This is a genomic window from Enterococcus sp. C50, from assembly GCF_040887505.1.
GTDB lineage: Bacteria > Bacillota > Bacilli > Lactobacillales > Enterococcaceae > Enterococcus_B > Enterococcus_B thailandicus.
This window is the reverse complement of the sequence record NZ_JBFOFW010000006.1, coordinates 17,086-38,084: the sequence shown is the minus strand read 5'-3', so window position 1 is coordinate 38,084 and position 20,999 is coordinate 17,086. Positions and strand designations below refer to the sequence as shown.

Annotated in this window: 20 protein-coding genes; 18 read left to right on the top strand and 2 right to left on the bottom strand. The window is 37.6% G+C overall.

Features of this window, described 5'->3' with window-relative positions; all coding sequences use genetic code 11:
* The 16 genes from AB3I20_RS08940 (at position 1) to AB3I20_RS08865 (ending at position 16,170) form a co-directional block, all read left to right on the top strand.
* Positions 1-891: a YicC/YloC family endoribonuclease gene (locus AB3I20_RS08940; protein WP_218657991.1), complete on the top strand. Its 891-nt coding sequence runs from the start codon at positions 1-3 to the stop codon at positions 889-891.
* Between the two features lie 32 nt (positions 892-923).
* Positions 924-1,208, top strand: a complete 285-nt coding sequence (locus AB3I20_RS08935; RefSeq protein ID WP_071869021.1) for a hypothetical protein — start codon at positions 924-926, stop codon at positions 1,206-1,208.
* Positions 1,209-1,442: 234 nt separating this feature from the next.
* Positions 1,443-2,057, top strand: a complete 615-nt coding sequence (gene gmk / locus AB3I20_RS08930) for a guanylate kinase (protein WP_067484676.1) — start codon at positions 1,443-1,445, stop codon at positions 2,055-2,057.
* Positions 2,058-2,061: 4 nt separating this feature from the next.
* Positions 2,062-2,367 (top strand): DNA-directed RNA polymerase subunit omega, encoded by a 306-nt coding sequence (gene rpoZ, locus AB3I20_RS08925; RefSeq protein WP_067484679.1) that lies wholly within the window; start codon positions 2,062-2,064, stop codon positions 2,365-2,367.
* Between the two features lie 182 nt (positions 2,368-2,549).
* Positions 2,550-4,958, top strand: a complete 2,409-nt coding sequence (gene priA, locus AB3I20_RS08920) for a primosomal protein N' (protein ID WP_368027186.1) — start codon at positions 2,550-2,552, stop codon at positions 4,956-4,958.
* A gap of 13 nt (positions 4,959-4,971) precedes the next feature.
* Entirely contained in the window at positions 4,972-5,463 is a 492-nt protein-coding gene (gene def, locus AB3I20_RS08915; protein ID WP_368027219.1) for a peptide deformylase, read from the top strand.
* Positions 5,456-6,397, top strand: a complete 942-nt coding sequence (fmt, locus tag AB3I20_RS08910; protein ID WP_270608429.1) for a methionyl-tRNA formyltransferase — start codon at positions 5,456-5,458, stop codon at positions 6,395-6,397. Before def ends, fmt begins: the two co-directional genes overlap by 8 nt.
* Positions 6,397-7,755 (top strand): 16S rRNA (cytosine(967)-C(5))-methyltransferase RsmB, encoded by a 1,359-nt coding sequence (rsmB, locus tag AB3I20_RS08905; RefSeq protein ID WP_067484685.1) that lies wholly within the window; start codon positions 6,397-6,399, stop codon positions 7,753-7,755. Before fmt ends, rsmB begins: the two co-directional genes overlap by 1 nt.
* A 12-nt stretch (positions 7,756-7,767) precedes the next feature.
* A complete protein-coding gene (locus AB3I20_RS08900) occupies positions 7,768-8,508 on the top strand; it encodes a Stp1/IreP family PP2C-type Ser/Thr phosphatase (protein ID WP_067484688.1) in 741 nt (246 codons plus the stop codon).
* On the top strand, positions 8,505-10,541 hold the full coding sequence (gene pknB / locus AB3I20_RS08895; protein WP_067484692.1) for a Stk1 family PASTA domain-containing Ser/Thr kinase: 2,037 nt from the start codon (positions 8,505-8,507) through the stop codon (positions 10,539-10,541). Before AB3I20_RS08900 ends, pknB begins: the two co-directional genes overlap by 4 nt.
* Positions 10,542-10,710: 169 nt before the next feature.
* Positions 10,711-11,607, top strand: a complete 897-nt coding sequence (gene rsgA, locus AB3I20_RS08890; protein ID WP_067484694.1) for a ribosome small subunit-dependent GTPase A — start codon at positions 10,711-10,713, stop codon at positions 11,605-11,607.
* Positions 11,608-11,618: 11 nt separating this feature from the next.
* The gene (gene rpe / locus AB3I20_RS08885; protein ID WP_067484696.1) at positions 11,619-12,269 is read left to right on the top strand and encodes a ribulose-phosphate 3-epimerase; all 651 of its coding nucleotides are present in this window, start codon (positions 11,619-11,621) and stop codon (positions 12,267-12,269) included.
* A gap of 1 nt (position 12,270) precedes the next feature.
* On the top strand, positions 12,271-12,909 hold the full coding sequence (locus tag AB3I20_RS08880; RefSeq protein WP_067484698.1) for a thiamine diphosphokinase: 639 nt from the start codon (positions 12,271-12,273) through the stop codon (positions 12,907-12,909).
* 167 nt (positions 12,910-13,076) lie between these two features.
* Positions 13,077-13,934, top strand: a complete 858-nt coding sequence (gene mreC / locus AB3I20_RS08875; protein WP_067484700.1) for a rod shape-determining protein MreC — start codon at positions 13,077-13,079, stop codon at positions 13,932-13,934.
* Between the two features lie 3 nt (positions 13,935-13,937).
* The gene (gene mreD, locus AB3I20_RS08870; RefSeq protein ID WP_067484702.1) at positions 13,938-14,447 is read left to right on the top strand and encodes a rod shape-determining protein MreD; all 510 of its coding nucleotides are present in this window, start codon (positions 13,938-13,940) and stop codon (positions 14,445-14,447) included.
* A gap of 184 nt (positions 14,448-14,631) precedes the next feature.
* Positions 14,632-16,170 carry an NlpC/P60 family protein gene (locus AB3I20_RS08865; protein WP_067484704.1) on the top strand — a complete coding sequence of 513 codons (1,539 nt, stop codon included), beginning with the start codon at positions 14,632-14,634 and terminating at the stop codon, positions 16,168-16,170.
* A 123-nt stretch (positions 16,171-16,293) separates the two neighbouring features.
* Here the strand turns inward: AB3I20_RS08865 and AB3I20_RS08860 are convergent, their stop codons facing one another.
* A complete protein-coding gene (locus AB3I20_RS08860; protein ID WP_368027184.1) occupies positions 16,294-18,096 on the bottom strand; it encodes a M3 family oligoendopeptidase in 1,803 nt (600 codons plus the stop codon).
* 119 nt (positions 18,097-18,215) lie between these two features.
* Here AB3I20_RS08860 and AB3I20_RS08855 point away from each other — a divergent pair, with 119 nt between their 5' ends.
* Both AB3I20_RS08855 and AB3I20_RS08850 read left to right on the top strand, forming a co-directional pair.
* Positions 18,216-18,722, top strand: a complete 507-nt coding sequence (locus tag AB3I20_RS08855; protein WP_071869029.1) for a VanZ family protein — start codon at positions 18,216-18,218, stop codon at positions 18,720-18,722.
* Positions 18,723-18,790: 68 nt separating this feature from the next.
* A complete protein-coding gene (locus AB3I20_RS08850; RefSeq protein WP_067484711.1) occupies positions 18,791-19,516 on the top strand; it encodes a YebC/PmpR family DNA-binding transcriptional regulator in 726 nt (241 codons plus the stop codon).
* Positions 19,517-19,566: 50 nt separating this feature from the next.
* On the opposite strand, the gene AB3I20_RS08845 is transcribed toward AB3I20_RS08850, so the two are convergent.
* A complete protein-coding gene (locus tag AB3I20_RS08845; protein ID WP_067484712.1) occupies positions 19,567-20,967 on the bottom strand; it encodes a L,D-transpeptidase family protein in 1,401 nt (466 codons plus the stop codon).
* Positions 20,968-20,999 lie beyond the last annotated feature (32 nt).

Sequence of the window (20,999 nt, the reverse complement as noted above, 5' to 3'; positions counted from 1 at the left end):
ATGAAAAGTATGACCGGTTTTGGCAAAGCAATCCGTGAAACACAAGAGTATCAACTGGATATTGAAATCAAAAGTGTGAATCAACGTTTTTTGGATATTCAATTACGCAGTCCGAAGCTTTTGAATTTTCTTGAAGGTACTATGCGTCAGTTGATTAAACAACAACTCACTCGCGGACGAGTTGAAGTTTTTGTGAATGTAACGCATATCGGGGAAAATACGAAACAAGTTGAAATTGACTGGTCGCTGATTGATTCGTTAGTGACGCAACTTTCGCAAGGCGTACATGATCGCTTCGGTGGTGAAGTCCAACTTTCGGTAGCGTCATTAATTGAACGTCTAGCGTTACAGGAAAAGTTTGTTTCAGTCAGTGAACCAGAAAAAACAGATGAAGAGCAACTCAGTCTATTAGTTCAAGAAACGTTGTCTGAGGCCTTAGCAGCAATTGAACGTAGCCGTGAAGCAGAAGGTCAGGCTTTAGCTGCTGTATTGTTGCAAAACAAAGAAGAGTTTTCGCAAGTGTTAGACAACCTTGTAGCGTTTGTTGAAACATATGAACAAGAATTCCAAGTACGCTATCAAAAAAAATTGGAAGAATTTTTAGGCGACAAAGTTGATGAGCAACGATTGTTGACAGAGTTGGCCATTTTGTTAGAACGTGGAGATATTCACGAGGAACTAGATCGTTTGTTTATCCATCTCGTAAAGCTAAATGAATTAATTTTGATGTCTACACCAGTTGGTCGAGAACTTGATTTTCTAATTCAAGAAATGAATCGAGAAGTGAACACCATTGGATCCAAGTCAAGTGCAATTGAAATCAAAAACCAAGTAGTCCAATTAAAAACGATTTTGGAAAAAATTCGTGAGCAAGTTCAAAATATTGAATAATTTTATAAAATAGAAACAGGAGGAAGTTTGTAATGACCTATTATGATATTACTTTTCATGAGTTAAGCGGAAAAAGTGTGGTTAAAAGAAATGTTCCATCAGATAAAGAAGGATTTGATGCCTGGCAAGACGCATGCGTAAAAATTTCGGATCAAGAACTAAATATTTTGATCAATGATGGGACATATGTAACGCTTAATCGAAAATTTATTGTGCGTATGGATACACAAGAAGTTAGTGATCCAACAGAAAAAGTACTTAGCCGAAAAGACGAAATCATTGGTGTCGTGAATACTTTGTCTAACATGGGATTTTAATTCTTTTGGCTAAAATCAAGTATGTTGAAACATCAAAGACTATCTAAAGCTGCACCAGAAATTTGGTTGCAGTTTTTTTGTTTTGTCGAGGAAATCAAGCTTTTCTTTTCTAGTTTCAAGCAAAGGTGGCTTTTTTAGGAAAATCTGTCTATAATAAAGAGAACCTTGAAAGTTGCAGAAAAAAAGTGCAAAATAAACGATAAGCAAGAAAAGACTAGTTGAAAGGACGTCGTCATGTCAGAGCGTGGATTATTAATCGTATTGTCAGGTCCATCCGGTGTAGGAAAAGGAACCGTACGTAAAGCAATTTTTGAGAGTGAGGGTAATGATTTTCAATATTCAATCTCAATGACTACTCGTAAAATGCGAGAAGGAGAAGTCGAAGGAGTCGACTATTTCTTTCGGAGCAAAGAAGAATTTGAAGCGATGATTGAAGCTGGTGAGATGCTTGAATACGCAGAGTATGTTGGAAATTATTATGGCACACCATTATCATATGTGAATCAAACCTTGGACGAAGGAAAAGATGTATTTTTAGAAATCGAAGTTCAAGGAGCACAGCAAGTAAAAGATAAAGTACCAGATGGTGTATTTATCTTTTTGACACCGCCCGATCTAGTAGAATTAAAATCAAGAATTGTTGGTCGTGGAACGGATGCAGAAGAAGTAATTGAAGAACGTATGAGAGTTGCTAAAGAAGAAATCGAAATGATGGCCCTTTATGATTATGCCGTTGTAAATGATGAAGTTCCGTTAGCTGTTAATCGAATTAAAGATATTATTGCTAGCGAACACTTTCGAGTAGATCGGGTAATCGGAAAATATATTAAAATGTTAAAGGAGATGTAGTCTTATGATGTTGAAACCTTCAATTGACTCATTGTTAGACCGAGTAAATTCAAAATACTCATTAGTAATTTTATCAAGTAAACGCGCCCACGAATTAGATGCGGGAGCACAACCAACATTGGATTCATTTGAATCTGTAAAAAGTGTTGGTCAAGCACTTGAAGAAATTGATGCGGGAAATGTGATCAATGATCCACATCCTGAATTGAAACGTGAACGTCTACGTATGGAAAATGAAGAACGCCAAGCACAAAAAGAACGTGAACAACAAGAATTAGAATCACGCATTCGCGAAGAACAAAAACTATAATTTCAGGGGCTGTGACCAGGGTCACGGCTCTCTTTTTAATTATTCAAATAAAAGAAGACGTGAGTTAGCTAGTTTATTTTTTTGTTACGAAATGGCAGAAATCAGGACAAGCTAAGGGTTTTCTAGTAAAATAAGCACGGATCTTTTTCACTAAAAAATGGTTATCAAAGGAGGGGAAAGTTGTGGGAGTAATTGCAGAAGTAATTGTAGACGTGCCGACGATGCAAACAGATCAACCTTTCACTTATCTCGTTCCCTTCACATTAGAAGCGGAGTTGCAAGTGGGCATGCGTGTGGAAGTTCCCTTTGGAAAAGGCGATCGACATGTTCAGGGATTTGTTGTTGGATTGAACGACGAAGCTGTTCAGACTGAAGTCCAACTTAAATCAATTATTCGTGTGCTTGACTTAGCACCAGTTGTTAATCAAGAGCTTTTAGCGTTGGCTGATTATATGAAGACAATTACCTACGCATTTAAAATCACTTGTCTTCAAACGATGTTGCCAAGTGTCATGAAAGCGGAGTATGACAAAATCATTTATCCGTTGAAACCTGCAGTTGAAACACAAGCATTTTTTCAAGAACGAGAAATGATTTCTTGGAAAGAGGCAGAGTCTTTAGGCATGGTTTCTCAGTTGATGCGTTGGCGAAAAAAGAAATTAGTTGATATTCGTTATGAAGTTCATATTAAAAACAAAGTGAAGACAATTCGAATGGTTCACTCACTTTTGAAAGAAGAACAGATCGAGGAAGAGTGGGGAAAGCTACGTCAAAATGCTAAAAAACAAAAAGAATTGTTGCTTTGCTTATCTGAAGTAGTTAAAGATGAGCCACTTGCGTACTTTAAAGATAAAGGAATCAGTAGCACTGTGTTGAATCAAGGAAAAGAAAAGGGCTGGCTTCGTTTTGAAGAAGTCGAACGTTATCGTGATCCATATCAACACCGTTCATTTGAGCAAACCAGCGCGTTAGATTTGAACCAAGAACAACAATTTGCAGTCGATCAAATTACCACAGCATGTCAAACACAACAAGAACCGATTTTCTTATTAGAAGGCATTACCGGAAGTGGAAAAACAGAAGTCTACCTGCAAAGTATTGCCGAAGTTTTAGCTGCGAAAAAGACAGCAATCATGTTAGTCCCAGAAATTGCATTGACACCACAAATGGTTGAGCGATTCAAAGGACGTTTTGGTGAAGCCGTTGCGGTATTACATAGTGGATTATCGCAGGGAGAAAAATATGACGAGTGGCGTAAAATCGAACGAAACGAGGCACAAGTAGTTGTTGGTGCTCGCTCGGCGATTTTTGCACCGTTAGAAAATATTGGCTTGATTATTATTGATGAGGAACATGAATCAAGTTATAAACAAGATGAAACACCACGCTATCATGCGAGAGATTTAGCTATTTGGCGTGGGAAGTACCATCATTGTCCAGTCGTATTAGGAAGTGCGACACCTTCTCTTGAATCACGTGCGAGAGCACAAAAGGGAGTGTATCAACTTTTGACCTTGAACAAACGAGCAAAAAGTAGTGCACAGCTACCTGTGATTGACATTGTGGACATGCGAGAAGAGTTTCAAAAACATCAGGCATCTACTTTCTCTAGCCAATTACAAGAAAAAATTCAAGATCGTTTAGAAAAGAAGGAACAGACGGTTCTGTTATTAAATCGTCGTGGCTATTCTTCGTTTGTTATGTGTCGTGACTGTGGGTTTGTTTTACCTTGTCCAAACTGTGACATTTCCTTGACGTTACACATGGATAGTAAGTCAATGCGTTGCCATTACTGTGGACATGAAGAGCCAATCCCTCATCGTTGCCCAAATTGTGGTGGGAATAAAATTCGGTATTATGGTACAGGTACGCAAAAAGTGGAAGAAGAATTGCAAACTTTGTATCCGGAAGCGCGTATTTTACGAATGGATGTCGATACTACCCGAAAAAAAGGAGCACATGAACGTATCTTGCAAAAATTTGGTGCGAAGGAAGCAGATATTCTTTTAGGTACGCAGATGATTGCTAAAGGACTAGATTTTCCAGATGTAACGTTAGTAGGTGTTTTAAATGCAGACACGTCACTCAACTTACCAGATTTCCGATCAAGTGAGCATACTTTCCAACTGTTAACGCAAGTTTCAGGTCGAGCTGGCCGAGCTGAAAAAGCTGGAGAGGTAGTCATTCAAACATTTAACCCAGAACATTACGCAATTGAGTTAGTAAAAGAACAAAATTATGAACGCTTTTATCAAAAAGAAATGCAAGTTCGTCATCGCGGAGGCTACCCACCGTATTATTTTACGGTGAAAATTACCACGAGCCACCCAGAAGAACAAGTAGCTGCAAAAAAAATCTTCCAAATTGGGCAATTGCTCAAACAGACGTTAAGTGACCAAAGTTTGATTTTAGGTCCAACACCAAGTATGATTTTGCGTGTGAAGAATCGTTATTACTATCAGCTGATTATTAAATACAAGCACGAACCACAACTAGCCAATGTGTTGGATGACATTTTATATAAAAGCCAAAAAGAACAACGCCATGGACTATTCGTGGCAATTGATAATGAACCATTACATTTTATTTGAGAAAGGATACTATATGCGCTACCCAATCTTGATTCACCCAAATGATAAATTAAAACGAACAGCTCAACCTATCGATGTCATCACAGATGAAACAGTTGCCCTACTAGATGACCTGTATGAAACAATGGTTGCGATGGACGGTATTGGTATTGCAGCACCGCAAGTAGGAAAAAATCTTCGTTTAGCAATCGTTGAAGTTGATGAAGGGGACAAATTTGAATTGATCAATCCTGAAATTATTGAGGCAAAAGGAGAAAGCTTAGATGTGGAAGGTTGTTTGAGTATCCCGCATGTTTATGGGACTGTAAAACGTGCAGACGAGGTGACTGTTCGCTATTTTGATCGTGAAGGTCAAGAAATGGAAGTAACGGCATTCGACTATTTAGCACGAACCTTTCAACATGAAATCGATCATTTAAACGGTGTTTTGTTTGTTGAAAAAATGATTGAACAAATTCCTGAAGAAGAACTTGAAAAATATATGGAGGAGCACATGAATGACTAATATTGTATTTATGGGAACACCAGCTTTTTCCGTCCCAATACTAGAGGGATTATTGGAAGCTGGCTATACAGTTCAAGCTGTAGTGACACAGCCTGATCGACCAGTTGGTAGAAAAAAAGTGATTACACCAACGCCAGTCAAAGAAGCAGCATTGAAGCACGATTTACTAGTACTACAACCAGAAAAGATTTCTGGCTCAGAAGAAATGGAAAAAATCGTTGAATTACAACCAGATATTTTGATTACGGCTGCCTTCGGTCAATTTTTACCAGAAAAATTACTTCAAGTTCCTAAACATGGAGCAATCAATGTCCATGCTTCTTTATTACCTAAATATCGTGGAGGAGCACCTGTACATTATTCGATTATCAATGGTGAAAAAGAAACAGGTGTCACCATTATGGAAATGATTAAAAAAATGGATGCTGGTGGTATTTTTGCGCAAGAAAGCTTGCCCATTACCAAACAAGATGATGTTGGAACAATGTTTGATAAATTGAGTTTATTAGGAAAAGAACTCTTATTAAAAACATTACCAAGTATTTTAGATGGTAGCTTAACACCAACTCCTCAAGATGAAGAAAAAGTGACCTTTTCTCCTAACATTACAAGAGAACAAGAAGCAATCGATTGGAATAAAACGGCTGAAGAAGTTGATAATCAAGTACGCGGGATGCGTCCTTGGCCAATCGCATTTACAACGTATGAAGATGTTCGTTGGAAATTACTAGCTGTGGAGCCACTTGCAGAGGAAACAACCGAAGCTCCCGGTACAATCATTCGCAAAGATAAAAAGAACCTTTGGATCGCGTGTGGCAATCAAACGGTATTAGCAATCAAAGAATTACAACCTGCAGGTAAAGGGAAGCAAACCATTCAAGCATTTCTAAATGGTAGCGGCCAGCATGTAATGGTTGGACAGCAGGTGAAATAATGACAAAAATCCCAAACAGTATGAAAAAATCTGTACGCTACATGGCTTTAATGACCTTAGAACGAGTTTCTAAAGGTGGTGCGTACTCCAATCTTTTATTAAACGAAATGATTAACAAAGGAAAGCTTAATCCAAAAGATATCGGACTATTTACAGAACTTGTTTATGGAACGATTAGTCATCAATTATTACTTGAATTTTATATTACTCCTTTTATTGCTAAAGCAAAAAAAGTAGATGAATGGGTCAAAACATTGCTGTTGTTGTCTGTTTATCAGCTGGAATTTTTAGACAAGGTTCCAGACCATGCGATTTTGAACGAAGCTGTGGAAATTGCGAAAATAAAAGGAAACCCCGGAACAGGAAAATTCGTGAATGGCGTATTGAGAAGTTATCAACGCCAAGGAAAACCTGACGTAGAAACAATCAAAGATCCCGTAGAGCGATTGGCAGTGAAAATCAGTTTACCTGTTTGGCTGACTCAACGTTTTATTGATCAAATTGGGTTTGAAGAAACAGAAAAACTAGGTTATTCACTCTATGAATCAAGCCATGCAAGTGGACGGGTGGATGTTCGTCGCTTGTCACGTGAACAAGCAATCACTGTTTTGAATGAAGAAGATATCTCTGTGAAAGAAAGCCAAGTTAGCCCTTATGGTGTTGTTGCTGAAAAAGGTCATTTAGCTTCGAGTTCACTATTTCATGATGGTTTGCTAACTGTCCAAGATGAAAGCTCCATGTTAGTTGCACCAGCCATGCAAATTGAGCCAGAGCATCATGTGCTGGATGCATGTGCTGCGCCAGGCGGTAAAACAACGCATATTGCAACATTTTTAGATTCAACATGTGGTGGCGAAGTGATTGCTCTTGATGTTCATGATCATAAAGTAAAGCTAATTGACGAAAATGCTGCTCGCTTAAATGTGTCGTCAGCAGTTTTTGCACAAAAAATGGATGCACGAGAAGTACAACAAACTTTTGAATCAGAACAATTTGATCGTATTTTGGTTGATGCACCATGTTCTGGTTTAGGCTTATTGCGTCGGAAACCAGACATTCGCTACAAAAAAAATCCACAAGATTTAGAAAATTTACCTAAAATTCAATTAGCAATTTTGGAAAGCTGTGCTCCTACGTTAAAATCGTCAGGAATCTTGACTTATAGCACTTGCACCATTCTAGCTGATGAAAATCAAGGGGTCATTTCGACCTTTTTAAAACGACATCCTGAATTTGAAAGGATTGATGTTTTAGTGAGTCCTGTGCTAAAATCATCAATCGAAGATAAAATGTTAACTTTGTATCCACATCAATTTAATACAGATGGCTTTTTTATCTGTTGTTTGCGTAAAAAGTAATGAGGTGAAGAAATGCAAATTGAATTTCAATCAGATGTAGGAAGACGCCGTAATACCAACCAAGACTATGCGAGTGTATTTACTAATCAAGAAGGAATCAAACTGGCAGTTTTAGCTGATGGAATGGGTGGGCATCGAGCTGGTGATATTGCCAGTCAAATGGCTGTGACCAATTTGGGTGCTGACTGGGAAGGACAAGCACTAAAAGATAGTGAAAAAATTGCCCAGTGGTTTATTCAAACAATCCAAAATGAAAATGGTAAAATTTATCAGCGAGGACAAGAAAAGCCAGAATATAATGGTATGGGGACAACCATTGTTGCTGCAGCTCTGTCAGAAACAAGATTTACGATTGCAAATGTTGGGGATAGTCGTGCTTATCTAGTACGTGAAGACCAATTAAAGCAGTTAACAGAAGACCATTCATTAGTGAATGAACTGGTCAAATCTGGTGAAATCAGTCAAGAAATGGCAGTGAACCATCCAAGAAAAAATATTTTGACACGATCGGTAGGAATGCCGGGAACAGTTGAAGTAGATGTAGCAACTTATTCTTGGCAATTGGGTGATCGATTATTACTTTGCTCAGATGGACTTACTAATATGTTGTCAGAAGAAATGATTGGGTCAATTATCAATGGTGCCGGTTCGCTTACGGATAAAGTAAAAGAATTGATCGATCGTGCAAACGAGGCAGGTGGCGCTGATAACATTACTGCACTCCTTATTGAGTACAAGGAGGACTGTGCATGATCGAGTTAGGTAAGAAATTAAATGGACGTTACCAAATCACTGGCAATATTGGCAGTGGCGGAATGGCAAATGTTTTCTTGGCCCATGACCTAATCTTAGACCGTGATGTAGCTGTCAAGGTTTTACGGTTTGACTTTCAAAACGACAAAACTGCTATCCGCAGATTCCAAAGAGAAGCTTTAGCAGCAACTGAATTGGTTCATCCAAACATCGTGAGTGTTTATGATGTTGGTGAAGAAGCTGGTATGCAATATTTAGTAATGGAATATGTGAAGGGAATGGATCTCAAGCGATACATCCAAACCCATTATCCAATTCCATATCAGACAGCTGTTGATATTATGCAACAAATTTTATCAGCGATTTCTTTGGCTCATAATCATCAAATCATCCATCGCGATTTAAAACCTCAAAATATTTTGATTGACCATGAAGGTGTCGTGAAGATTACTGATTTTGGAATTGCGATTGCATTATCTGAAACATCAATTACTCAAACGAATACAATGTTAGGCTCCGTGCATTACTTGTCACCTGAACAAGCAAGAGGAAGTATGGCTACGAAACAGTCCGATATTTATGCGCTTGGAATCATTCTTTATGAAATGTTGACAGGTAGTGTGCCATTTGACGGTGAGTCAGCAGTAACGATCGCTTTGAAACATTTTCAAGATGAGCTACCTTCGATTAAAGCGATTGATCCGGGAGCGCCACAGGCATTGGAAAATGTTGTATTGAAAGCAACTGCCAAAGAACCAACGGATCGGTATTTGACTGCGGATGAAATGAATGAAGACTTAGCAACGGTTCTTTCACCTGCGCGTGCGAATGAACCAAAGTGGGAACCGCAAGCTATGCTGAATGAAACCAAAGTGCTGACACCGATTGATGCAGACTCACCAATGCCAGATTCGTTCAAATCGATGCGTTTACCAGATGAACATGACGTGTGGGAACAACCAAATCATCAGCCAGAAGAAGAGGAAGAAAAACCAAAGAAAAAACGAAAAAAATGGTGGATTTTACTCATTCTGGTCTTACTGGGCTTAGGCATCGGCGCAGGCGTATTTTTTGCTTCTGGTGGTCGAGGCGAAGTGGAAGTACCAGATGTATCAGATTTAACGGAAGCAGCGGCTCGAACGGTGTTGGAAAACGCGAATCTAAAAGTAGCGAGCGAGACAGAAGAAATTGCTGATGACAAAATTGAAGAAGGAAGTGTGGTTAAAACAGATCCTGCAGCAAAAACAACTGTGAAAAGGAATCGCGAAGTAAAATTATATTTAAGCAGTGGCTCGAAAAAAATCAAATTAAAAGATTATGCTGGCGTAAACTACGATGAAGCAAAAGCAAATTTAATTGAATTAGGTTTTTCAGAAAACCAAATTAAGTCGGAAGAAGAATATAGTTCTGAAGTTGAGAAGGGTGCAATTATTTCTCAAACACCTGCGGACGGAGAAGTTGATCCGGATTCTGATACAATTACTTTCAAAGTGAGCAAGGGAGCGGAACCAGTTTATTTGTATAATCATACAGGCGAAAACTATGATGAAGTTTATAGTACGTTGATATCTGCAGGCTTTTTAGCATCGAATATTAGCGTGAGCTATGATTATAGCGATACGATAGCTGCGGGAAATATTATTAGTCAAAATCCCGGGTCAGGCGAATTCACGGCAGCAGAAACAGCTGTTAGTTTTGTAGTCAGCCAAGGAGCTGAGGAAAAACCAAGTCGTCTAAATGATATTTCAGGCTATTCAAAGAGTGAAGCACAAAATTATTTATCTGGGATTGGCGCTGAATACATTGGACATGAAACTTCTGAATACTCAGATACTGTCGACAAGGATAAAGTTATTCGTACTAATCCAGGTGTCGGAGCAAGTATTGCTAAAGGTGATATCGTGAGTGTTGTTTACTCCAAGGGGCCAGATCCAGCAAAAGCTTCTTCAGAAAAAGATTCATCAAGTAGTTCAACAAAAGAAACGACAGAGACAACAGGAGAATCAAAGGAAGAAAATAAATCACAAGAGTAACCACATGTGACTTAACTAAGCACAAAAGAATTATGTTGTTAGTGAAAAACTAATGACATAATTCTTTTTTTGTAGAAAAATGTAAAAATAAATTTTCTAGAGTTTAATAAGTTTACTTGTAAAGGCATAAGAATTCTTTTTCCTGTGTTAAAATAAATAAAAAACGGAGGTGGCACAAATCAGAGGACAAATTAGAAAAGCAATCAGTGGTTTTTATTATGTTTATGCCGATGGGGAAACCTACCAAACACGAGGAAGAGGAAATTTTCGTAATCGAAAAATTAGTCCATTAGTTGGTGACCAAGTCATTTTTGAAAGTGAAAATAAAACAGATGGTTATTTGCTGGAAATTTTGCCACGAAAAAATCAATTAGTAAGACCGCCGGTGACGAATGTTGATTTAGGTGTAATCGTAACCAGTTTAGTTGAACCAAATTTCTCAGCGAATTTACTTGATCGCTTTTTAGTGATGCTTGAGTATGAAATGATTCGACCAATTATTTTTCTAACAAAGACAGATTTAGCACCGAATGATCCCAAAATTAAAGAGATTAAAGAAACCTACGAAAAAATTGGTTATCCAGTTATAGTACCGAAGCAATCAGGAGATACAGATGAATTAATTCGTTACTTTCCAGAGCAGCTAACTGTTTTTATGGGGCAATCGGGGGCAGGCAAGTCGACTTTACTTAATCAAATCTCGCCAGAATTACAGTTAGCAACAGCAGAAATTTCAGATTCTCTTGGTCGAGGGAAGCATACTACGCGTCATGTTGAATTGATTCCGTTGTATGATGGATTGGTTGCTGATACACCAGGCTTTAGCTCGATTGACTTTCTGACGATTGAAGCAACGGAGCTACCAAAACAATTTCCGGAATTTGTTGAGGCGTCTGCACATTGTCGTTTCCGTGAATGCATGCATGCGAAAGAACCGGGGTGTGAGGTCAAACGCCGAGTAGAAAATGGCGAAATTGCACAAACGCGTTATGATAACTATTTGCAATTTCTACAAGAAGTTGAAAAGCGCAGACCTGTTTATAAAAAAGAAAGCAAAAGAAAATAGGGGGAAATGAAATGAAATTAGCACCATCAATCTTAAGTGCAGACTTTGCCAACTTACAACGTGATATTGAGTTAGTAGAAAAAGGTGGAGCAGATTACATCCACGTCGATGTTATGGATGGTCAATTTGTACCAAACATTACATTAGGACCAAATGTTGTCCAAGCAATCCGTCCAGTGACTAAATTGCCTTTAGATGTTCATTTGATGATCGTAAATCCAGAAAATTATATTACAGATTTCGCAAAAGCTGGTTCCGACATCATTACTGTTCACGCTGAATCAACACCACATATTCATCGTGCTGTTCAAATGATTAATGATCTAGGAGTGAAATCTGGTGTGGTAATCAATCCTGGCACACCAGTTTCAGCAATTCAGCACGTGTTATCTATAGTTGATCAGGTCTTGGTCATGACGGTAAATCCTGGTTTTGGCGGTCAAAGCTTTATTGAAGAAACTGTTGTTAAAATTGCTGAATTAGACTTGCTTCGCCAAGAAAATGGCTATCATTACGCAATCGAAGTTGATGGTGGAATCGTTCCGGAAACAGCGAAAATTTGTAAAGAGGCAGGAGCAGATGTTTTTGTAGCAGGATCTTACATCTATGCCTCTGAAAATCCAATCCATCAAATTAATCAACTCAAAGAGGCTTTGAGCTAAAATGAAAATTTTATTAGCAGCAGGCGGATCACCACAAGAATGGCCAGAGATAACAGGCTCTGAGTATGACTATCATGTTGGCATTGACCGTGGAGCGTTATATTTATTGCAACAAGGATTTTCTTTGGAACTAGCTGTAGGTGATTTTGATTCGTTAAATGAGGAAGAACGTACTTATGTTTTCTCACAAGCAGAGCTGGTTATTCAATCGCCAGCAGAAAAAGACGATACTGACACGCAATTAGCATTAGTGTCTACATTCGAGCGCTATCCCGATGCAGATTATACCTTAGTAGGTGCGACTGGTGGACGTTTGGATCATTTATTATCTAATTTGTGGTTAGGACTGGAGCCAAGGTTTCAGCCATATATTCAGCATTTGACTTTGGCAGATCGTCAAAATAATTTGAGTTATTACTTGCCAGGCAGCTACTCAATCAAAAAGATACCAGAAATGAAATACTTGGCTTATTGCTGTTTGACGCCCGTCAGCCATCTGGATATCAAAGAAAGCAAATATGAGTTAGAAAATGCAACTGTTACTCAGCCAACTTCGTATGCAAGTAATGAATTTGTTTCTGATACAGCTAAATTTTCATTTGAAACGGGTGTAATAGCTGTAATTCAAAGCAAAGATTAAGGAACTTCTTTGGCTAGAATTTCACAAACGTGGACACTTGAATAACTAAAGCAAGCATAGTGAAAAAGATTTGCTAAAAAAAGATTAAGAGAAGTAACTTGCCTTTTGTTTCAAGGTGTTTAGTGCTAAAATTAAAAACAAGAGTCTAATTAATTCGAGGTGTCTTTGTGAAGAAGTTCAATCCCAATAAAAATATTATTATTACGTTGATTATTGTCATTATTGTGGTGACGATTTTAAGTGTAACGGCTGCTCAACGAGCAAATGAAGGAAAAACTAATATATTTCAATCTGTTGTCAACGACAGTGTTGCTATTATTGACAAAGCTGTTTTCGCACCAGCAAGATGGGTCGGAAATGGTGTGAATTCTGTGCATAATTTATTTTCTACTTATTCTGAGAATGAGCGACTAAAAGAGCGTTTAGATAGTTATGATGAAGTAGCACAGCAAAATAAAAATTATCAAAAAGAAATTGAGTCATTGAAGAAAGAACTTGATTTGAATCAAACATTAACCAGTTATGAGAAAGTCACTGCCAACGTTATTACTCGCTCACCTGATAGTTGGCAAGACATGTTGACTGTTGATAAAGGTTCAAGAGATGGTATCGAACCAAACATGGCTGTTATGTCACAAAAAGGCTTAGTTGGACGTATAGTTGAGGTAAATGCAGCTTCTTCCAAAGTTGAGTTATTAACTTCAGCTAATGAAAGCTCAGATCATTTTCCGGTAAAAATTAATTCTGCCAACGGGAATGCTTTTGGATTGCTCAAAGGATATGATGAAGCAAACCAAGCGTTGGTTGCAACACAATTGACTGGTGATACAGACATCAAGGAAGGCGATGTTGTACAGACATCTGGTTTAGGAGGTAATTCACCTGCTAACTTATCAATCGGGACAGTTACAAAAGTTAAACCTGACAGTAACGGTTTAGATCGAGAAGTTTATATCAAACCTTATGCACAGATGTATGACTTATCAGTTGTCACAATCATCCAACGATTAGTGGAGGATGAGTAGCTTATGCTGAAAAAAGAAACGATGAAGTATTACCTACCTGTTATCCTGTTCTTTCTTATGCTTTTGGATGGGCAGGTAACTAGAGTTTTAGGTGAGTGGACAAAAGGTGTCTACATGGCAAATGCGCATTTTTTGATTCTGGCATTACTATTTTGTAGTCTAAGCTTCTCAAAAAGATATCTGTTAATTACGACAATCGTCTTAGGTGCCATTTTTGATATGTATTATATTGGTGTAATTGGTATTTATGCGGTAGCACTTCCCTTAATTGTTTTTATCATGTACTCAATGAGTCAAATTATTCATACAAATATATTTACCGAATTTTTTAGTATGATTATTTTTGTGACTGGATATGAACTATTTACGTTAATTATTCAGCTGATTTTTAAACTTGCGATAGTGAATAAGAATTATTTTATTACCCAGTTTTTAGGCCCAACATTGCTGTTGAACATGATTATTTTTGCTATTTTTGTATTTCCATTTAAGAAATTATTCAGTGATGAATAATTTCTTTTTTTGTTTCTATTTCCTTTTCTAACAATTTTGTCATTTTATAAATGTATTTTGAAATATTTTTGTAACATAACTATTATATCGCTGACATACAGCTATGGTACAATTTTCTTATCGTTAAGAAAGACTTAAATATTTTTAGATATTTATTAAATTAAGCCAGTCGGAGGAATGAAGAGTGAAAAAGAGTTTATTATCAGCAGTAATGGTTTGTTCAATGACTTTAACTGCCGTAGCATCACCGATCGCTGCCGCGGCAGATGATTTCGATTCACAGATCCAACAACAAGATAAGAAAATTGCAGACCTACAAAACCAACAATTAGATGCACAATCACAAATTGATGCTTTGGAAAGTCAAGTTACTGATATTAACACACAAGCTCAAGATTTATTATCAAAACAAGAAACTTTACGTAATGAATCTGCACAATTAGAAAAAGAAATTGCAGATTTACAAGAACGTATTGAAAAACGCCAAGATACAATTCAAAATCAAGCGCGTGAAGCACAAGTGAAAAATACAAGCTCAAATTACATTGATGCTGTAATGGATGCAGACTCATTTGCAGATGCTGTTGGTCGTATTCATGCGATGACAACAATCGTTAAAGCAAACAATGAATTAATTGAACAACAAAAAGAAGATAAAAAAGCTGTTGAAGACAAACAAGCTGAAAACAAACAAAAACAACAAGAACTTGCTGAAAACCAAGCAGCTTTAGAAGCTCAAAAAGGTGATCTTTTATCTGCACAAGCTGACTTAAACGTAATGAAAACTTCATTAGCTGCTGAACAAGCAACTGCTGAAGATAAGAAAGCTGATTTAAATCGCCAAAAAGCAGAAGCAGAAGCAGAACAAGCTCGTATTCGCGAACAAGAACGTTTAGCAGAACAAGCACGTCAACAAGCAGCTCAAGAAAAAGCTGAAAAAGAAGCACGTGAACAAGCAGAAGCTCAAGCTGCTGCACAAACAGCAGTTTCTGAATCTACAGCTACTGAATCAACTGTAGTATCTGAATCTTCAGAAGCAGCAACATCTGATTCTTCAGTAGTAGAAGAATCAACAACGCCTGAATCTTCAGCAACAGAAGAGTCTACAGTACCTGAAACTTCAACGCCTGAAGAATCAACTGTACCTGAAACTTCAACACCTGAAGAGTCTACAGTACCTGAAACTTCAGCACCTGAAGAATCAACAACACCGGAAGCTCCTGTAACAGAAGATTCTTCTTCAGAAGCTCCTGTAGTTCAAGAACCAACAACACCAAGTACTGGTAATGGAAACTCAAATACTGGTAACGATGGTTCAACTACACCATCTAAACCTGTTACACCTCCATCAACTGGTGGTTCATCATCTGTTAATGGTTCAGCTATCGTAGCAGAAGCTTACAAATATATTGGTACACCATATGTTTGGGGTGGAAAAACTCCATCAGGATTTGACTGCTCAGGTTTCACACGCTATGTATACTTACAAGTAACTGGTCGTGACATCGGTGGCTATACTGTTCCTCAAGAACAAGCTGGAACAAAAATTTCAGTTTCTCAAGCTAAAGCAGGAGACCTATTATTCTGGGGTTCAGCTGGTGGAACTTACCACGTAGCAATTGCTTTAGGTGGCGGACAATACATCCATGCACCTCAACCAGGTGAAAGTGTAAAAGTTGGCTCAGTTCAATGGTTTGCACCTGACTTTGCAGTTAGCATGTAATTTTAATTGAAAAAATAAAAGAGTTAGGCTGATGCCTAACTCTTTTCTGTTTTTTTACTTAAATAAAAAGCCTGAACAACTTTTTGGATTGAAAAGTCGTTCAGGTTTTTTGTGTTAAAAGAATTATTGAACAAATTCTTCCGTTAATTCCATGAATTGTTGAATATTATCTAAAACCATGTCAATTCCGGCTTGCCAGAAATCTGGTTTTGTTAGATCAACACCAAGATGTTTTTCAGCTAGCTCTTCTGTAGTCATTGAAGCTGTATCTCTTAGTAAATCAATGTATTCTTGTTCAAAATTTGTGCCTTTTTGATTAGCATAAGCATAAATTCCCATACTGAATAGATAGCCAAATGTATACGGAAAATTATAAAATGGTACATCATCAATAAAGAAATGTAATTTTGCTGACCAGAAATATGGATGGTAACTAGCCAAGGCATCTTGATAACCTTCTTTTTGCGCGTCAATCATCATCGAAGTTATTTCTTCTTCAGAAACTAATCCTTTTTGACGAGCAGTATAAAAACTGTTTTCAAAAATAAAACGTGAATGAATGTTCATGAACATGGCGAGCGCATTTTGTAATTTAGTATCTAGTAAATTGATTTGCTCTTCTTTGGATTTTGCAGCTTTTAGGGTAGCATCCGCTACAATCAGTTCTGCAAAAGTACTAGCAGTTTCTGCTACATTCATAGCATATTCACGGTTTAATGAAGGAAGATCCCACATTGTACTACTGTGAAAGGCATGACCAAGTTCATGTGCTAAGGTAGCAACCTCATTTACAGAATTGCTATAAGTCATGAAAATTCTTGATTCTTTTGTTTCAGGTAATTCAGTACAGTAACCACCTGGGCGTTTTCCTGGACGATCTTCCGCTTCAATCCAACTTTTTTCAAATGCTGATCGAGCAAAGTCAGCCATTTTAGGACTGAATTTTTTAAAGTTTTCGACGATAAACGCCGCAGCTTCATCAAAGGTAAATGTTTTTTCTTCTAGGTCGCCTAAAATGATTGGTGCATCTTGATCTTGCCATTCCATTTTTTCTTTGCCAAAAAGATTTGCTTTTCGGGTCAAATAGTCTGCTAAAGGTTGTTTGTTTTTCTCAATCGTTGACCACATAACATCAAGAGTTTCTTTTTTCAAGCGATTGTATTCTAACGGTTTTTGCAGATAATCAGTAATGCCGTGAAGCTTATAAGTAGAGAGACGGAAACCATCTAAATGATTTAGTGTATCGCCAAATAGGGGTGCTTTTTCTTTCCATGCTGTTTCCCAAGCAACAAATAATGTTTTACGAATTTCTTGATCAGGATCACTCATCATTTTATTGAATGCTTGTCCAGCGGAAAGTTCAACTGTTTCACCGTTTTGAGTAAAAGGAATCTTAATGCTGGCAACGATGGTATCGTAGTGACTACTCCAAGCGTTTAACCCATCAAGTGATAATGTATTGATAATATTTTCTTCAGATTCTGATAATAATTGCGCACCATCACGACGAAGTTCATTTAAACGAAACGCAAGTAGTTGAAAATTAGAATTTGTGATTAGTGTTTGCCAGTGTTCTTCATTTATTTTTGCAAATTTTGTCGAAAGGACAGTTTCTGCTGACTGTAGTCGAGGAAGAAGTGCATAAAGTTTTCCAGATAAAATTTTCGCTTGTGAATCGTTTACATTTGCAGATAATAATGCAGTGATGTAGCTGTCACATTGAGTGAATCCATCAGAAATTTTTGCTTGTAATTGTAAAATGGTTTGTAGTTGTTCAAAGTCTTCTGGTGTGAATTCCCAATTCCCAACTAATTGATAATAGTTTTCCATCTGTGATTCAAGCTCAGTCATACGCTCATTTAAGGCTAAAGAATTGCTTCCCCCAGAAAAAATGGAGTCAAGATCCCAGTTTAATGAATAGTTCATAAAAAATCTCCCTTCAATTTTTTGTTCAACATTTAGTATAGCATTATCTAGTAGAAGAAGTCTTTTTTTAGATTGTCGTTTCCGAAAAAAAAAGCTAAGATAAGTAGGAGAGGTGACTTATGAATTCAATCCAAAAACAAATGAAAAATGGAAACTTTTATTTGGTCATTGCTTTGCTGATTGTAGCTGTATTATTTTATAGTTCATCGCAAACGTATGTAGAGCAGTCACAAGTTTCCAGATTAGAAGGCTGGCTTTCTTCACAGCCATTTAAAGAAACATTCGCAACGATTCGCTTTGATTATGGCGGAAGCGAAGTGAGTATTGAGCATTTAGGCTATTTCAAATTTGTAGAGTTTTTTATCCGAAAAGCAGCTCATTTTGGAACATATTTTATTCTAGGGGGGAGTTTGTTCTTAGGTGTGTTTCCTAAGCTAAAAATTTGGTGGTTAACAGGAATTTTAGCATGGTTATCGGCGACAGGATATGCTGGTCTAGATGAGTTTCATCAAATGATGACCGGTGGTAGATCGCCAATGTTTCAAGATGTGATGCTTGACTCAATGGGTGCATTGACGGCTGTTTTATTGTGTATTTTGGTGAAAGGCTGGAAAAAGAAATTATAAATTTGGAAGATTGCTTTTTTTGTCAGAGGGTCTAAAATGATTAGTGTGAACATAAAGGAGGAGTAGAAATGTCAGGACACAGTAAATGGCACAATATTCAAGGAAGAAAAAATGCCCAAGATGCAAAACGTGGTAAAATTTTTCAAAAACTTTCACGAGAAATCTATATGGCAGCAAAATCAGGTGGGCCTGATCCTACAATGAATCCTGCACTACGTTTAGTGGTAGACAAAGCAAAAGCGGCTAATATGCCAAATGATAATGTAGAACGTGCCATCAAAAAAGCGACAACTGCGGCAGATGAAGCAAATTATGATGAAATTACGTACGAAGGGTACGGTCCAGGTGGCGTAGCGATCTTGGTACATGCGTTGACAGATAATCGAAATCGAACAGCAACCAATGTTCGCGTAGCTTTTACACGTAATGGAGGATCTTTGGGAGAAACGGGGTCCGTTAATTATTTGTTTGATCGTAAGGGCTATTTGGTCATTCAACGTGAAGGATTAGCAGTAGATGAGGAGACAATGTTTGAAGATGTGCTAGAAGCTGGAGCGGAAGATCTGCAAACTTCAGCTGAAGTATTTGAAATCTACACAGCACCTGAAGATTTTGTAGCTGTTCGTGATCAATTAGAAAAAGATGGATTTACTTTTGTCCAGGCTGAATTGACAATGTTTCCCCAAACGATGATTTCATTAACAGATGAGCAACGCGAACAATTAGATAAACTAGTCGATAAATTGGAAGACGACGATGATGTCTCAGAGGTCTTTACTTCTGCTGAAATGTAAAAATAAAAAGGAGTCAACGAACATTTTGTTCGTTGACTCCTTTTTGAGTATTAGAATACCAAAACAGGCGTACCTACTTCGACCATTCCAAATAATTCTTTCATGACACTTGGTGGTGTATTAATACAACCGTGTGAGCCACGAGTTTTCCATAACTCGCCACCATACTCCGGCTGCCAGTCAGAATCATGGATTCCGACGCCGGTCCAGTCGATTGGCATCCAGTAATCTACAGGACTTGCATATGGCGTGCCATCATCGTTGGTTCCCTTTAGAACGGAATTGGTTTCTTTGTTCCAAACGTAAAAGACACCAGCAGGGGTTTGAGTTGTTGGTTTACCAGAAACGATATCTGTTTCAAGTGCGACTTTGCCGTCTTTGTAGTACCACATGTGTTGGTTTTGTAAATCAACTTCAATGTAAGTATCTTCAATTAAAGCATGATCAGCAGTTGTGCTTCCTTGAACAATCGGTGAGCGAGTAAAATCTTGACCAGCTAAAATTTGTTTCTTTAGAGCTGCGACTTCATCTTCTGTTTGAATGGTCCAACTGTACGTTCCTGTTGGGACATTTACTTCGCCGCGTTTTGTGCTGTTAAACACGGTATCATTTGTACTTGTATTATATTCTTGACCTAGCTCAGTCACATATTGCGTCATTTTGTCAGTATCTAAATCAATTTTGCCGTCTGAATAAATCAGCCAGCTAGCTAAATCGTTTGTAGGAATTTGGAATGTTTGTCCATTAATGCTATAAGTTGCTTTGACTTTAGCAATATTGTTCATAGCTGTTAATTGTTGATTTAGCTCTTTGTCGTCAGCAGTAACTTTAGCTTTTTGCTTAAAGTCATTCAAGTCAATTTGCTTTTCATTTGTAGCAGCAACTTCTTTGATTTCTTTTACGGTTGCGTCTACGTCAATTGAATCACCGTTAACTTCAGGTGTAATGGCGAAGCCGTCATCTGTTTTTTTGATGGTAGCATCTTGTGTTTGCTTTCGATTACTATTTAAATCATTTAGCTTTGTTGTCAGCGTATCGATTGTAGCGTCTAGTTTTGAATGATCTTGACTAACAGGATCAATTTCTTGTTTTTCAGCTGCTGAAACATAAGTCATCCCCCAAGTCCAACCGTTTTGCTTGGATAAGAGTTTACTTAAATCATCTGAAAAATCATCGCGATAACCTAATTCTGATTTAGCGATTTCTTGCCAAACTTTACCATTTTCTTCAATTGCTAAAGTTGTATTAGAGTAAGTGTCTTTTAATTTCTTGTTTGCCTGATCAACAGTCATATTACTTACATCAATTTCGTTGATCTCAGTATGAGGTAAGAAGTGACTTGTGTAATATGTACTGCGGAAGGTATAAAAGCTGACTAATATCAACAGAACACCAAGTGCTGAAAGAATGCCAATGTGTATCTTTTTTTTGTGTTGGGAAGATCTTGTCATAGAACGATAACTCCTTGAATAATAGAATAGGG